The organism is Acinetobacter sp. XH1741 (assembly GCF_041021895.1).
Taxonomy (GTDB): Bacteria; Pseudomonadota; Gammaproteobacteria; order Pseudomonadales; family Moraxellaceae; genus Acinetobacter.
This window is the reverse complement of the sequence record NZ_CP157428.1, coordinates 659,736-674,922: the sequence shown is the minus strand read 5'-3', so window position 1 is coordinate 674,922 and position 15,187 is coordinate 659,736. Positions and strand designations below refer to the sequence as shown.

Below are 15,187 nucleotides of genomic sequence, written 5' to 3'. Positions count from 1 at the left end.
TCTCTTACTGATTTTTAAAATTTGCCTGCCGTTTTTCAACAAAGGCCTGCATGCCTTCTTTTTGGTCCGCAGTTGCAAAAATGGAGTGGAACATGCGGCGTTCAAAACGTAAACCTTCGGTGAGGTTCACCTCAAAAGCTCGGTTAATGGTTTCTTTGAGCATCATGTTTGCAGTTAAAGACCGCGTTGCGATTTTTTCAGCGGCTTGCAAGGTTTGTTCAAGTAATTCTTCTTTACTAAAAACACGTGCAACCAAACCGCTTTGTTCTGCCTCTACTGCGCCCATTTGACGAGCGGTAAGGCACATTTCCATTGCTTTAGCTTTACCAATGGCATGGGTTAAACGCTGTGTCCCACCAATGCCCGGAATTACCCCTAGAGTGACTTCGGGTAAACCAAACTTGGCGTTGTCAGCACAATAAATAAAGTCACACATAAGCGCCAACTCACAGCCACCACCCAAGGCATAGCCACTCACCGCAGCAATTAAAGGTTTACGGCGCTGTGCAATACGGTCTGCAAGATGAAAAAAGTCATCTAAATAAATATCGGGGAAAGCCAAATCGGCCATTTCTTTAATGTCGGCCCCTGCGGCAAAAGCTTTTTCTGAACCTGCCAATACGATGCAACCAATTTCGCGGTCTTTTTCGAGTTGATCTAATGCCTGATTAATTTCACTAATTAATTCACTGTTTAAAGCATTGAGCGCTTGAGGGCGATTTAAGGTAATCAGTCCAACCCCATTACGCTTTTCTAATAAAATACTTTGCCACTGCATTATTTATTCCTTGTTTCGGTTTTATAGACTACGTGCGATGACTAAACGTTGGATATCACTTGTGCCTTCGTAAATTTGACAAATACGCGCATCACGATAAATACGCTCAATTGGGAAGTCTCTGAGATAGCCATAGCCACCAAACACTTGTAGGGCACTTGAGCACACACGCTCAGTCATTTCTGAAGCAAATAACTTAGCCATTGAGGCTTCGTTGAGACACGGTTGGCCTGCTTCTTTTAAACGCGCAGCGTAGTGAACGAGTTGTCTCGCTGCTTCAATTTCGGTTGCCATACTGGCAAGGCGAAATGCGATGGTTTGATGCTCAAAAATTGGTTTTCCAAAAGTAATACGCTCTTTGGCATAACGAGTTGCTTCTTCGAGTGCCGCACGTGCTAGACCGACTGCTTGTGCAGCAATACCAATACGCCCACCTTCTAAATTGGCAAGAGCAATTTTCAGACCCTCACCTTCTTTACCCAGCATCAGGCTTTTATGGATGCGCACATCTGTCAGGGCAATCTGGCAGGTATCTGACGCATGCAGACCGAGTTTTTCTTCAACACGAATCACTTCATAGCCCGGTGTTTCGCGTGGGACTAAAAAGGCACTAATACCTTTTTTGCCCGCGCTCGGATCGGTCACGGCAAACACAATAATGACACCGGCATTATTACCCGAGGTAATAAACTGCTTAGCACCATTTAAAATGTAATCGTCGCCATCTTTCACCGCTCGGGTTTTAATGGCTCCCGCATCTGAGCCAGTATGTGGTTCAGTTAAAGCGAAAGCGCCAATCATTTCACCTTGTGCTAAAGGTTTTAAAAAGCGCTCTTTTTGCTCGTCAGTACCAAATTTTAAAATAGGCACACAGCCAACCGAGTTATGTACACTCATGATGGTCGAGGTTGCGCCATCTGCTGCGGCTACTTCTTCGAGTGCCAGTACATAGGCTAAGTTACCCGTGTCTGAACCGCCCCATTGTTCTGAAACAAGCATTCCCATAAAGCCAAGTTGCCCCATTTGAGCTAAGGTGTCTTTCGGGAATGTCCCGTCTCGATCCCAATCGCTGGCATAAGGCTTGATTTGTTCTTGGGCGAAACTTTTCGCCATGTCACGGATAAGTAATTGTTCTTCGGTAAATTGCATTATTATTTCCTTTACCCTGCTTTAGCTTGTTGTTTAGCAATTTCTTGATTACGCAATAAAAAGCGCTGAATTTTGCCACTTGGAGTTTTAGGTAATTCACTCACAAATTCAACTAATCGTGGGTAAGCATGAGCAGAAAGTCGTCTTTTAACAAACTGGCTGAGTTCTTCAGCAAGTGCCTCTGTAGGCTGAACACCCGTAGCTAAAATTACGAATGCTTTCACAACTTCGGTACGGTCTGGGTCAGGCACACCAATCACTGCGGCCTCAACCACTGCATCATGTTCAAGTAAGGCACTTTCTACATCAAAAGGTCCAATCCTATAACCCGATGTAGTGATTACATCATCACTGCGCCCTACAAAGCTCATGCTGCCATCGGCATGCAACTCGGCAGTATCACCCGTTAAATAGTAATGACCAACAAATGGTGATTTTCGGCTTTCTTTATAGCCGCCGAACCACATCATTGGAGACTGGCTAATGTCGACTGCTAAAATTCCTGGTGTGTCTGGCGGAAGTTCTTCACCTTGTTCATTGACAATCGCAACACGGTAGCCTGGACTTGGGAAACCTGCTGAACCAGCATGAATTTCATGTTTTAAACCATGGTGATTACACACCACCATGCCGACTTCGGTTTGTCCGTAATGGTCATAAATCGGAGCATCAAGCACTTGTTTAAACCAGCGAATTACTTCTGGATTCAGCGGTTCACCTGCACTGCTCACCACACGGAACTGCCCTTTTAACGGCGCCATTTGTGCTGGATCAGCCGCCATCATCATGCGGTAAGCCGTTGGTGCACCTGCCAAGTTGTTAACTTTATAATCTTTGACAATTTGGCATAAGCTATCTGTGCTGAACCCACCTTCATAAAACAAAGTAGCGTGGCCCAAGAATAATGGCCCAGTAATCGCATAGTACAAACCATACGCCCACCCCGGGTCGGCAATATTCCAAAACGAGTCTTCTTCGGTTAAACCAATGGCATCTTGCATATATCGACCAAAAGCAATCAGTGCTTTTAATGGCACTTCCAATGGTTTCGCTGGCCCTGTCGTGCCCGAGGTAAACATGAGCAAGAAAGGATCTTGGATGCTACGCATCACCAGATCACATTGATCAGACTGCTGCTTCACTTCATTCCAAAAGTTAAAATCCCCTGCTTTGAGCGGAGTACCTTGAGCATCAGCCACCGTCACAATTGCAGGGCATTTTTCAATTTCATCGAGCTTGCTACGGTTGCCCATATCGGTCACCACCAGCTTACTTTGTGCAAGCTGAATACGGTGCTCAATCGCTTTTGGGCCAAATGCTGTGAACAGCGGTTGATAGACGGCACCAATTCGCCAAGCTGCCAAAATAGTCACAATCAGTTCAGGTGTTCTTGGCAATAAGCCTGAAATACGGTCACCAGTTTTCACACCTTGTGCTTTTAAAAAGTTAGCAAACTGACTCGACCATTCTTTTAGTTCACGGAAGGTATATTGCTCTTTTCGTCCGTCTTTTCCTTGCCAGTACAGCGCGATTTTGTCACCATCTGCATGTCGATCACAGCATTCATAACAAGCGTTCAGTGCATCGAGTGAACCTGACAACATCTGTTTAGCAGTGCTTTCCAAATCGAAAGCCTGTACAGCATTTTGATAATCCATCATATCTTTTCCCTCAGTCCGGATTTGTTGTTATTCACGACAGGGTTTGATTTATTGGTTTAAAGCCATCCTTTGGCTTTACCGTTATGCCTCTTGTGGTAGGTATTGCTGAATAATGCTCGAAAAATCGAGATTGGCATTACCACGCATGCACATTTGCTGATAGAGCTGTTGCACCATGCCACCTAATACAACAGGTTGTTTAACTTGGCCTGCGGCTTCTACAGCGAGTCCTAAATCTTTTAGCATTAGCTGAGTTGCAAAGCCGTCTTGGTAACCTCGAGATGCGGGCGCATTTTCATTAATGTGTGGCCATGGGTTACATACATCCGAACTCCAACAACGACCACTTGAGGTGTTAATTACCCCTGCCAATGCTTGTGGGTCGATGCCTAGCTTCACACCGAGTGCCATGCCTTCGGCCACCGCAGCCATTGAAATGCCTAAAATCAGGTTATTGCAAATTTTGGCAATTTGTCCTGCACCCACATCACCACAATGAACAATATTTTTGCCCATATGGCTGAGCACAGGTTTTACTTCGTTAAAGGTTTGTTCATCGGCACCCACCATAAAGGTTAAGGTTCCTGCTTGAGCACCAATGGTTCCACCAGAAACTGGTGCATCACAAATTTTAATATTTTTGCTATGCGCAACAGCCGAAATATCTTTGATGGTTTGCGGGTCAATGGTACTGCTATCAATGCATAAGCTACCTGCTTTTAGCACCTCCAAAACACCATTTTCACCCAAGTAAACGTCTTTAACATGCTTTGCGGCAGGCAACATGGTAATGACTACATCAGCTTGTTTAGCTGCATTCTGGGGGCTGTCGCAGACTATGCCACCTGCCTCGGCGAAGTGCTGAATAGCAACTTCACTGAGGTCGTAACCATAAACTTTGAGTCCGGCTTTTAATAGATTTTGGGCCATTCTGCCGCCCATATTGCCTAGACCGATAAAGGCGATATTCATCCGTGATCCCCTTAACGTAAACTAATGGTTGTATTTACACCGCCAACTTCATGGCTATCTTCAAACCAACGGCTGGTAATGGTTTTGGTTTGGGTATAGAACTGCACAGCCTGTTTGCCGTATGGTCCCAAATCGCCGAGTTTCGAACCTCTTGAACCGGTAAAACTGAAGAAAGGCACAGGTACAGGAATTGGAATGTTGATACCGACTTGACCAATATCAATAAGGTTTTGGAAAGTACGTGCAATCGCACCGCTTTGGGTAAATAGACCTACACCGTTACCAAATGGATTAGCATTGATCAATGCAATCGCTTCATCGAGTGTATCGACACAAATAATTGAAAGTACCGGACCAAAGATTTCTTCTTTATAGATACGCATGTCGGTATTTACGCCACTAAAAATCGTTGCACCTACAAAGTTGCCCGACTCATAACCTTGTACTTGAACATTGCGACCATCGAGTAGAAGTTCTGCCCCTTGCTCAACACCGCTATTAATCAAGTCAATTACACGCGCTTTGGCACGTTTTGAAATGACTGGGCCAATGTCAGTATTTGGTTCATGACCTGCATTTACTTTTAGAGTTTTCGCTTTTTCAACTAACTCTTGAATCCACTGTTTACTGTCGCCAACCATCACTGCAACCGACAATGCCATACAACGTTGCCCAGCAGCACCAAACGCCGCGCCCACTAAGGCATTTAGCGTTTGTTCTTTATTGGCATCTGGCATAACAACCACATGATTTTTTGCGCCCATCATGGCTTGCACACGTTTACCATGTTGCCCTGCAAGGTTATAAACATGTGTTCCAACCGCAGTTGAACCTACAAATGAAATCGCTTTAATATCTTTATGGGTACACAAACGGTCAACCACTTCTTTGCCGCCATGCACAACGTTTAAGACACCTGCTGGAATACCTGCTTGAATCGCAAGTTCAACCAGCATCATGGTTGATAACGGATCTTGTTCTGATGGTTTTAAAACGAAGGTATTGCCGCACACAATTGCCATTGGGAACATCCAAAGTGGAATCATGGCAGGAAAATTAAACGGCGTAATACCCGCACAAACACCCAAAGGTTGTTGCAAGGTATATGTATCTACACCACGTGCTACACCTTCGACGTACTCGCCCATTTGTAAAGTACCAACTGAACAGGCATGTTCAACCACTTCTAGACCACGTTGAATATCGCCTTCAGCATCTGCCAAGGTTTTACCTTGTTCAGCCGTCAATACTTGTGCAATTTCTTTCATGTTGGCACGAATCAAGTCTTGTAGCTTGAGCATGATGCGCATACGTGCCTGAATTGGGGTTTGGCGCCAAGAAGTAAAAGCATCTTGTGCAGCTTGAATAGCAGCGTCGACTTCTTCAACCGTTGCAAAAGGCACGCGGCCAATCACTTCCTGAGTTGCAGGGTTAATAATGTCTTGCCATTCTTGGGTTTTAGATTCGATAAACTGTCCGTTAATAAGTAATTTAGCGGTGTCCAATTCGATTTTCTGGATTGTGTTCATAACCTCTCCGTAGGTCATATTTTTATTGTGTTCAGTTATTAGAAAATACTTTTCTACGTATTTTCTTTATTCAACTTTCATTTGAGACTAACAAAGAAATCTTTGACCACCAACGCAAATTCATGCACGATTGTTGTGCAAATATGCACAGGGACAATAACAAAAATGAAAGTGGATTGGGATCATCTACAGTTTTTTCTGGTTTTAGCTCGGACTAAAACTTTAACTAATGCCGCACGTATTATTGGTGTCGAACACAGTACGGTGGCTAGACGAATTCAGGCGCTAGAACTTGCTTTGGGCACGACCTTATTTAAGCGTGAAGCAACCGGCTATGAGCTGACACTCGAAGGCATGGCACTTGTTCCTCGAGTTGAACAAATGGAACAAGCTTTTTTACAAATTGAAAAGCCACATCAACCTTTGCAAGGTCGTGTGCGAATTGGCACACCTGAGGGCTTTGGAACTGCATTTTTAGCACGCTTACTGGCTGAGTTCTCTATCCAGTATCCCTTGCTGACCATCGATCTGATTCCAGTGCCTAAAATGATTAAGCTCTCGCACCGTGAAGCAGACATTGTAGTGTCAATTGAACGTCCGACCTCTGGTCCATACATCATTACGCGCTTATCGGACTATTGCTTAAAAATTTATGGCAGCCAAAACTATCTGGCTCAAAACCCACCTATTCGAGGTTTAGAAGATTTAACCCAGCATCGCTTTGTGAACTATATTGATGATCTGGTGTATAGCCCCGAGCTGTACTGTTTAGAAAGATTGCCTTTAAAACTTAACGCCAACTTCCGAAGCAGCAGTATTTTGGCTCAGCAAATTGCGGTGAGTGCGGGCGCGGGACTTGCGATTTTACCCAAGTTTTTGGCAGACGATAAACCTGAACTCGAAGAAGTGTTAGACCAACAAGTTCGCTTTACCCATACCTTCTGGATGCTCACCTTTGTTGATTTACAACATGAACCTCGCATTAAACTGGTCTGGGACTATTTACGTAAACAAGCCGATAAATATCAACATTTACTAATTGATTAAACACCTCAATAAAAAAGCCAATCAATCATGATTGGCTTTTTTGGTAAATCGAGAAAGGATAATTAAAAGATTTCTCGGCCTAGTTTTTTCATACGCGGCTTATAAAATGCATAGTAAGTCACGCCTAAAACCACCAACCATACTGGGCTGACATAGAGTGCTTTTAAGGTATCTGGCTCGAGTGCCAAAATCACTAAAGTAAACAAGAAGAATGCTATAACGACATAAGCCATAAGCACGCCACCCGGCATTTTAAATGTTGATGCTGCATGAAGCTCAGGACGAACTTTACGATAACGTAAATAGCACGCCATGATCAGAATCCACACGCTGATAAATAGGATTACACAGAGTGAACTTGCTAAAGTAAATGCTTCCATAGTGTTTGGAACAAAGTACTGAAGCACTGCCCCGCCCATAATGAAAATACATGAGAAGATTAAGCCATTTGAAGGGACTGCACGTTTTGATAAACGCCCTAATACACTCGGCGCCTGTCCGTCTTTTGATAAACCAAATAGCATACGGCTTGTTGAAAACACGCCACTGTTCATTGAAGACATCACCGAAGACAGTACAACCAAGTTCATAATAATTGCAGAAATTGGAATACCTGCATTTAAGAACAACTCAACAAACGGGCTTTTATCGGCACGGATATGATCCCATGGAGTCACTGACATCACCACAAAAAGTGCCAAAACATAGAACAGGATAATACGCACTGGAATGGCATTAATCGCTTTTGGTAGGTTCTTTTCTGGATCTTTGGTTTCAGCAGCGGTTGTACCAATCAGCTCAACACCAATAAAGGCAAATACAGCAATCTGGAAACCTGCTAAAAAGCCACTTACACCTTTTGGAAATATGCCGCCATGTGACCATACATTGCTGATGCTTACAACGTCACCATGAGGTGCTTGGAAGTGAGTTAAAATCATGTAACCACCGACACCGATCAAGCCAATAATGGCTAAAATCTTAATCAGCGCAAACCAGAACTCAACTTCACCAAATAATTTTACCGTAAGAAGGTTAAGGCTTAAGACAAAGAGCACACAGCCTGCACTAATCATCGCTTGTTGCATGGGCGAGAAACTGGCGCCTTCGGGTAGCCAGAAAGTTAAATAGTTAATAACCGCAGAAAGATCGGCAATACCAACCAGTACCCAGCCTAACCAATAGGTCCAGCCGATGTAGTAACCAGCCCACGGGCCAATTAAGTCATACGCCATATCGACAAATGACTTGTAATGTAAATTGGCAAGTAGTAATTCACCTAATGCACGCATGAGGAAGAAGAACATGCCGCCAATTAACATATAAATAACGAGAATTGAAGGGCCTGCGAGGGAGATGGTTTTGCCCGAGCCCATAAATAGACCGGTACCAATTGCGCCGCCAATTGCAATCAATTGCAAGTGACGATTACTTAATTTCCGTTGTAAATGATCAGGGGAGCCTGCCTCATCTGAATGATGAACCATTGTCATATTAGAAGTCCTTTTTATATTTTGCTTAATTTAAATCAGCAACCTATAGGGAGAAAACGAACCGTATATCGTGGGTTGCTGAGTCTATACCTCAGGACAAGATGTTCAAGTATATTTTTTCCTTAATTGATCAATCTTTTGTCCTAATTTTTTAAGTCACATTATTTATGTAATGCCTTCACGGCAATTTTAATTATCCAATCTCGATTCACCAGATTAACCGGAGTGTAGCATGTGATAATGCTAGATGTGCTTTTCTAGCACCCCACAAATTGCACTATTGATTCAAAAATAAACAACATTATTCCGATAAAAAAGCTGATGAAAATAAAAAAAGCCAATCATGATTGATTGGCTTTTTAATAAAACTTAATGATCGTTAACGAGTTCACGTCCTAGTTTTTTCATACGTGGTTTATAGAGCACATGATAAGTAACTCCTAAAATGACTAACCATACCGGGCTGACATATAAAGCTTTCAAAGTATCTGGCTCTAGCGCCAAAATCACTAAAGTGAAAAGCATAAATGCCAAAACCACATAGCTCATCCAAATGCCACCCGGCATTTTAAATGTAGATTTTTCATGTAATTCAGGACGTAATTTACGATAGCGTAAATAACACACCATAATGAGACTCCAAACACTAATGAATAGAATCACACAAAGTGAACTTGCTAACGTAAATGCTTCCATGGTGTTTGGCACAAAGTACTGAAGTACTGCCCCGCCCATAATGAAAGTACAAGAGAAAATCAAACCATTTGAAGGGACTGCACGTTTTGATAAACGGCCAAATGCACTCGGCGCCTGACCGTCTTTTGATAAACCAAACAACATACGACTGGTTGAAAACACACCACTGTTCATGGATGACATGACCGAAGACAGCACCACCAAGTTCATGATGATGGCAGAAACTGGAATACCCGCATTTAAGAATAACTCAACAAACGGGCTTTTATCTGCACGAATATGATCCCAAGGAGTTACTGACATCACAATAAACAGTGCCAACACATAGAACAAAATAATACGTACTGGAATTGCATTAATTGCTTTCGGTAAGTTCTTTTCTGGATCTTTGGTTTCAGCAGCTGTTGTACCTACCAGTTCAACCCCGACAAAAGCAAATACAGCAATCTGGAATCCTGCCAAGAAGCCTTCTGTACCTTTCGGGAATAAACCACCATGTGACCAAACGTTACTCATACTTGCAATAGCGCCCTGTGGAGCTTGGAAATGACTGAAAATCATGTAGCCACCCACTCCGATCAGGCCAATAATTGCCAGAATCTTAATGAGTGCAAACCAGAATTCAATTTCACCAAACAGACGCACTGTCAGTAAATTCAGTCCCATCACAAACAATACACAGCCTGCACTAATCATGGCCTGCTGTGTTGGTGAAAAGCTTGCGCCATCGGGCAACCAGAAACTCAAATAGTTAATGACTGCTGAAAGGTCCGCAATACCGACCAGCACCCAACCTAACCAATAGGTCCAGCCCAAATAGTAACCAGCCCAAGGACCAATTAAGTCATGAGCCATATCAACAAAAGATTTGTAATGCAGATTTGCAAGGAGTAACTCACCCATTGCACGCATCAAGAAAAAGAACATGCCTCCAATAATCATATAAATAAAGAGAATTGAAGGGCCTGCGAGGGAGATAGTTTTGCCTGAGCCCATAAATAGGCCAGTTCCAATTGCACCGCCAATAGCAATCAGTTGTAAATGACGGTTAGACAGTTTTCGTTGCAGATGATCAGGAGAATTTTCCGTATCTGAATGACGAGCCGTTGTCATATTAAAATTCCTTTTTGAATTCCTTTGTTAAGATCAGCAACCTATGGCGAAAATCGAACCGTGTGCCATAGGTTACTGAATCTGTTCACCAAAAAATGACTGGTTAAACCGTATCTATCTTCCTTCTGTTAGATACATCATCATTTTTGGTGTAAAAACGAATTACTTTTGTGCTGCCGTCACGGCAATTTCAATGAGCCAGTCTGGATTAACCAAATCGGCCTGAATTGTGGCACGCGATGGAGCAACACACCCTTTTAACCAATCAACCCAAATTGCATTTACAGTTGAAAAGTCAGAAAGATTTTTTAAATAAAGCTGTGCAGAGAGCAAACGAGATTTGTCGGTATTGGCTAATGCCAAAAGTTCATCAATCGTTGCAAGAATTTCACGAGTTTGGCCTGCCACGTCTTGCTCGGTATTTTTAGGTACCTGACCTGACAAATAAACTACTTTGTTAAAAACAGTCACGGCGCTCATGACTTCGTTGGTGTTAATTTTTTGTATATCTGAATTAGACATTCGAATTTCCTTATACCTGATTAATAAATTGAACACGGGCGGTGACAGCACACATCAGTTCATAACCCACCGTACCGGATGTAACTGCGACATCATCAATAGGTAAGACGACACCTGTACTTGATTGACCCCAAAGTACGACTTCACTGCCGACTTTGGCACTCTCAATGCCCGTTAAATCGACTGCCAACATGTCCATGCTGACACGGCCAACTGTACGAGTGCGAATAGAGTCCACTAACACAGGCGTACCTGTTGGTGAAATACGTTGATAACCATCGGCATAGCCACAAGCAACAACCCCAATCGTCATGGGCTGCTCTGCGACAAAGTTTGAGCCATAACCTACGCTTTCATTCGGCTCCAAATGCTGAACAGAAATAATTTCACTGCGTAAGCTCATGGTCGGTTGTAAGCCCCAATCCGCAATACTATGGGTCGGGTAGTCTGGCGAGCTGCCATAAAGCATAATGCCGCTACGTGCATAATCTGATTTGAGCTGGTCTTGATAGCGCAGAATTGCCGCACTATTACTTACCGATCTTTCACCCGTTAAATCCTTAACAATTTCTTCAAAGGCAGTAATTTGATAATCAATACCCTGCTGCCCAAAACGATCGGCATCTGCATCTGAAAAATGCGTCATGTGCGTAATCTTAGACACATTTGCCAAGTTATTTAAACGTTCCCAAGCCTGAACATAGTTTTGGGGTTTAAAACCAAGACGGTTCATACCACTGTTCATTTTTAAGAAAACATCAAATTGGGCTGCATAAGGATGCTTTTCTACCCACTCAATTTGCACTTCACTATGAATGGTGAAACTAAGTTGATACTGCACACAATCAAATAAGTCTTGAGGAGAAAAAATCCCTTCAAGCAATAAAATTGGACCTGTCCAACCTAGAGCACGAATTCGTTTTGCTTCATCAAGATCAAGTAAGGCAAAACCATCTGCCGCTTTAAATGCTTCATAAACACGTTCAATTCCATGTCCATAAGCATTGGCTTTTACAACGGCAAAGACCTTACTGTTTGGCATAGCCTTGCGTACCACCGCCAAGTTATTTTGTAAGGCTTGACGGTGGATCACTGCGGTAATAGGACGAGGCATGATGAATTTCCTAACGTCCGTTATGCCGCGTGCGCGTGTGAATAACGCTGAATTGAAAGACCATCGGTACTGATATCAGTCTTATGATTCAATACGATGTCACTGATTAATTTTCCTGAACCACACGCCATGGTCCAACCTAAAGTCCCGTGACCTGTATTCAAGAACAGATTTTTAAAGCGAGTCGCACCAATAATTGGAGTACTGTCTGGAGTCATTGGACGTAAACCAGTCCAGAAAGACGCCTGCGCCATATCACCACCCGGGAACAAGTCCTGAGTCACCATTTGCAAGGTTGCACGGCGATCTTCGTTTAGACCTAAGTTAAAGCCGCTTAACTCTGCCATCCCACCTACGCGAATACGTTGGTCAAAACGAGTAATCGCAATTTTGTAGGTTTCATCAAGCACTGTAGATTGCGGAGCAAAAGCTGGGTCAACAATAGGAATCGTCAACGAGTACCCTTTCACAGGATATACAGGTAACTGTAGATCAAGTGGTTTCAAGAAATCACGTGAATAGCTACCAAACGCTAAAACATAACGATCTGCGGTTAAGACCTTACCATTGACCTGAACGCCCTTAATTTGATCGCCTTCAACAATCAATTTTTCTACGTTCTGGTTGAACTGGAAGTTAACACCCAACTCTTTAGCAATTTGTGCTAAAGCATTGGTAAATAAATAACAGTCACCTGTTTCGTCATTTGGTAAATGTAAACCACCCACCAATTTATCTTGTGCATTTGCCAAAGCAGGTTCTACACGACCAAGCTCATTGCCATTTAATAATTCGTAGCTTACGCCGCACTCTTGTAGCACACTAATGTCGCGTTGAACCGCTTCCATTTGTGCTTCTTTACGGAATAACTGCAACGTGCCTTTAGCACGGTTTTCGTAATGAATACCTGTGTCTTTTCTAAGTTCACGTAAGCAGTCACGGCTGTATTCAGCCACACGCATCATACGTTCTTTGTTTACAGCATAACTTTGTGGATTACAGTTTTTCAGCATTTGTGCCATCCACTGTAATTGCCACATGCTGCCATCTAAATTAATGGCAAGCGGTGCATGGTGTTGGAACATCCACTTCACAGCTTTAAAAGGAATTCCTGGTGCTGCCCAAGGGGTCGAATACCCAGGCGAAATTTGCCCTGCGTTACCAAAACTTGTCTCTTCAGCAGGACCTGACTGACGATCGAGAACAGTAACCTCAGCTCCTTGTTGAGCTAGATAATAGGCACTTGCCACTCCAATAACGCCGCTACCTAAAACAATTACGCGCATTTCCATTCCCTCACGCACACCAGTTTATTTCACTAGTATATTTCTGCTTCAATAGTTTATTTCACTGTTTTTCAGGGTATAATCTAGGTAAATTTATGTTTTTCTCGCGAGAATTTAAAAAAAAGAGGAAATATCTATGCGCCCCTTAGATCGTATAGATCGCATGATTCTGGACATTTTGCAGCGTGAAGGACGAATTGCGATTAGTGAATTGGCATCGAGAGTCAACCTCTCTACCACCCCCTGTTCAGAGCGTGTAAAACGCCTTGAGCGCGATGGCATTATCATGGGTTATTACGCCCGTCTAAACCCAGCTTACGTAGACCGTAACCTTCTCGTCTTTTTAGAAATTAAGTTATCTGCCAAATCAGGCGATGTATTTGACCAAGTCGCCAGAGACTTGGTTGAGATTCCTGAAGTGCTTGAATGTCACCTTATTTCAGGTGAATTTGACTACCTTGTAAAAGCCCGTTTAAAAGAAATGAGCGCATATCGCCGCTTATTGGGAGATCTTTTAAAGAAACTCCCCGCTTCGGCATCCTCACACAGTTATGTGGTTATGGAAGAAGTGAAAGAAACTCTGTATTTAGATGTAAGCAAGTAAAGCGAGTATTCTTAAACTCGCTTTACTCATGTTTTGAACATTAGAAATATTTTAAAATCGAAATATGTTTATTTTGATGTTTGAATTTCGAGAACCATTTAACTGCTGGATAGAGTGCAAAAGACAGTACAATCGTGATTAGCCACAGCATCCATACATGGTTGACCGACAAATAACTTCCATAGTTAGCTCCCCATACACTTAACGCAAACACATAAATCAGTTTCAGCACATATAAGTGCAGTAAATAAAAGAACATCGGCACCGAGCCAAACACGACCAATGGTTTTAGAAATGAATATTGCTGCATCCGTTCAAAAGCAACCAACACAAGTAAGCCAATTCCAATATTCAGCAAAATAAACAATAAAGACGGCGGATACTTGGTGAGGTTAAAAAAGCTCATGAGGCTCAGTTGTAATGACTCAAAATGCTGCCAAGGCTGGTCACCATAGACGTTGATAAAACGCAGTAAAATAAACAACCCGATACTTGCTAAACCAAGACTGACTAAAGCGCGGCTTCTTTGCTTTGCTGTATATTTAGAACTAAACAACTGGCCTAAAACGTAGCCTAATAAAATTACCCCTATCCAAGGTAAAACCGGATAGCTTGTACGAAGCTTAATACCAGCAAACTCAAGCCAGCCACGTTCATGTAAAACGAACCATATATTTTGTAGAAAACCTTGTGAGAAGTGCACAGAATCTAGCAAGTTATGCCCAAAAATAATGATTAACGCTACCCCAGCAAGGACTGGCAAAGGCAAACTTACACAGCAAGCTAGCACCACCATGCTAATACCGATCGCCCAAATTACCTGTAAATAAATGACTTCGGGTGGAAAAGTGGCTGTCCATGCAAAATTCACAAAGGTAAGCTCTAGCACAATCAAAAATAAGCCACGTTTTAATAGAAAAGCGCGCGTTTGTCGTAAGTCTTGTTTTTTTGATTGAAATAAAAAAGCAGAGATACCCGTTAAAAGTACAAAAACCGGAGCGCAAATATGTGCCAATAACCGACTGCCAAATAATGCTGGTTCTGTTACTGTTACGTCCATTGGGTCGGTAACCTGTTTATGTAAATAGAAAGTTTCTCTTACATGGTCGAGCAACATAATCATGATGACTAAACCACGCAATGCATCAATCGACTGTAAACGTTCAATATTTTTTTCTATAGACATGGCGGTAATCAATAAAATAATGTAACGTTATACTATT

13 protein-coding genes are annotated in these 15,187 nt (G+C 42.7%); 2 read left to right on the top strand and 11 right to left on the bottom strand.

Annotation, left to right across the window (positions count from 1 at the left end; genetic code table 11):
* Positions 1–4: 4 nt before the first annotated feature.
* The 5 genes from ABLB96_RS03295 to ABLB96_RS03275 form a co-directional block, all read right to left on the bottom strand.
* On the bottom strand, positions 5–778 hold the full coding sequence (locus ABLB96_RS03295) for an enoyl-CoA hydratase (protein ID WP_022574362.1): 774 nt from the start codon (positions 776–778) through the stop codon (positions 5–7).
* Positions 779–799: 21 nt separating this feature from the next.
* Positions 800–1,927, bottom strand: a complete 1,128-nt coding sequence (locus ABLB96_RS03290; protein WP_311086713.1) for an acyl-CoA dehydrogenase family protein — start codon at positions 1,925–1,927, stop codon at positions 800–802.
* 11 nt (positions 1,928–1,938) lie between these two features.
* A complete protein-coding gene (locus ABLB96_RS03285) occupies positions 1,939–3,588 on the bottom strand; it encodes an AMP-binding protein (RefSeq protein WP_348896895.1) in 1,650 nt (549 codons plus the stop codon).
* A gap of 81 nt (positions 3,589–3,669) precedes the next feature.
* Positions 3,670–4,560 (bottom strand): 3-hydroxyisobutyrate dehydrogenase, encoded by an 891-nt coding sequence (gene mmsB, locus ABLB96_RS03280; RefSeq protein ID WP_045124632.1) that lies wholly within the window; start codon positions 4,558–4,560, stop codon positions 3,670–3,672.
* Positions 4,561–4,571: 11 nt separating this feature from the next.
* The gene (locus ABLB96_RS03275; RefSeq protein WP_004883966.1) at positions 4,572–6,089 is read right to left on the bottom strand and encodes a CoA-acylating methylmalonate-semialdehyde dehydrogenase; all 1,518 of its coding nucleotides are present in this window, start codon (positions 6,087–6,089) and stop codon (positions 4,572–4,574) included.
* Between the two features lie 165 nt (positions 6,090–6,254).
* Here ABLB96_RS03275 and ABLB96_RS03270 point away from each other — a divergent pair, with 165 nt between their 5' ends.
* Positions 6,255–7,136 (top strand): LysR family transcriptional regulator, encoded by an 882-nt coding sequence (locus tag ABLB96_RS03270; RefSeq protein ID WP_348896898.1) that lies wholly within the window; start codon positions 6,255–6,257, stop codon positions 7,134–7,136.
* Between the two features lie 62 nt (positions 7,137–7,198).
* Here ABLB96_RS03270 and ABLB96_RS03265 read toward each other — a convergent pair whose 3' ends face one another.
* The 5 genes from ABLB96_RS03265 to ABLB96_RS03245 all read right to left on the bottom strand — a co-directional run bounded on the left by ABLB96_RS03265 (position 7,199) and on the right by ABLB96_RS03245 (position 13,360).
* Entirely contained in the window at positions 7,199–8,623 is a 1,425-nt protein-coding gene (locus ABLB96_RS03265) for an amino acid permease (protein ID WP_348896920.1), read from the bottom strand.
* Positions 8,624–8,998: 375 nt separating this feature from the next.
* On the bottom strand, positions 8,999–10,438 hold the full coding sequence (locus tag ABLB96_RS03260) for an amino acid permease (protein WP_348896900.1): 1,440 nt from the start codon (positions 10,436–10,438) through the stop codon (positions 8,999–9,001).
* A gap of 162 nt (positions 10,439–10,600) precedes the next feature.
* Complete coding sequence (locus ABLB96_RS03255) at positions 10,601–10,960, bottom strand: RidA family protein (protein WP_000071347.1); 360 nt, start codon at positions 10,958–10,960, stop codon at positions 10,601–10,603.
* Between the two features lie 10 nt (positions 10,961–10,970).
* Positions 10,971–12,074: an alanine racemase gene (gene alr, locus ABLB96_RS03250; protein WP_348896901.1), complete on the bottom strand. Its 1,104-nt coding sequence runs from the start codon at positions 12,072–12,074 to the stop codon at positions 10,971–10,973.
* A 20-nt stretch (positions 12,075–12,094) separates the two neighbouring features.
* Positions 12,095–13,360, bottom strand: a complete 1,266-nt coding sequence (locus ABLB96_RS03245; protein ID WP_077169717.1) for a D-amino acid dehydrogenase — start codon at positions 13,358–13,360, stop codon at positions 12,095–12,097.
* 136 nt (positions 13,361–13,496) lie between these two features.
* Between ABLB96_RS03245 and ABLB96_RS03240 the strand changes: the two genes are divergently transcribed.
* Complete coding sequence (locus tag ABLB96_RS03240) at positions 13,497–13,964, top strand: Lrp/AsnC ligand binding domain-containing protein (protein ID WP_001247568.1); 468 nt, start codon at positions 13,497–13,499, stop codon at positions 13,962–13,964.
* Positions 13,965–14,004: 40 nt separating this feature from the next.
* Here the strand turns inward: ABLB96_RS03240 and ABLB96_RS03235 are convergent, their stop codons facing one another.
* Positions 14,005–15,150, bottom strand: a complete 1,146-nt coding sequence (locus ABLB96_RS03235; protein WP_348896902.1) for a heparan-alpha-glucosaminide N-acetyltransferase domain-containing protein — start codon at positions 15,148–15,150, stop codon at positions 14,005–14,007.
* Positions 15,151–15,187: the final 37 nt, after the last annotated feature.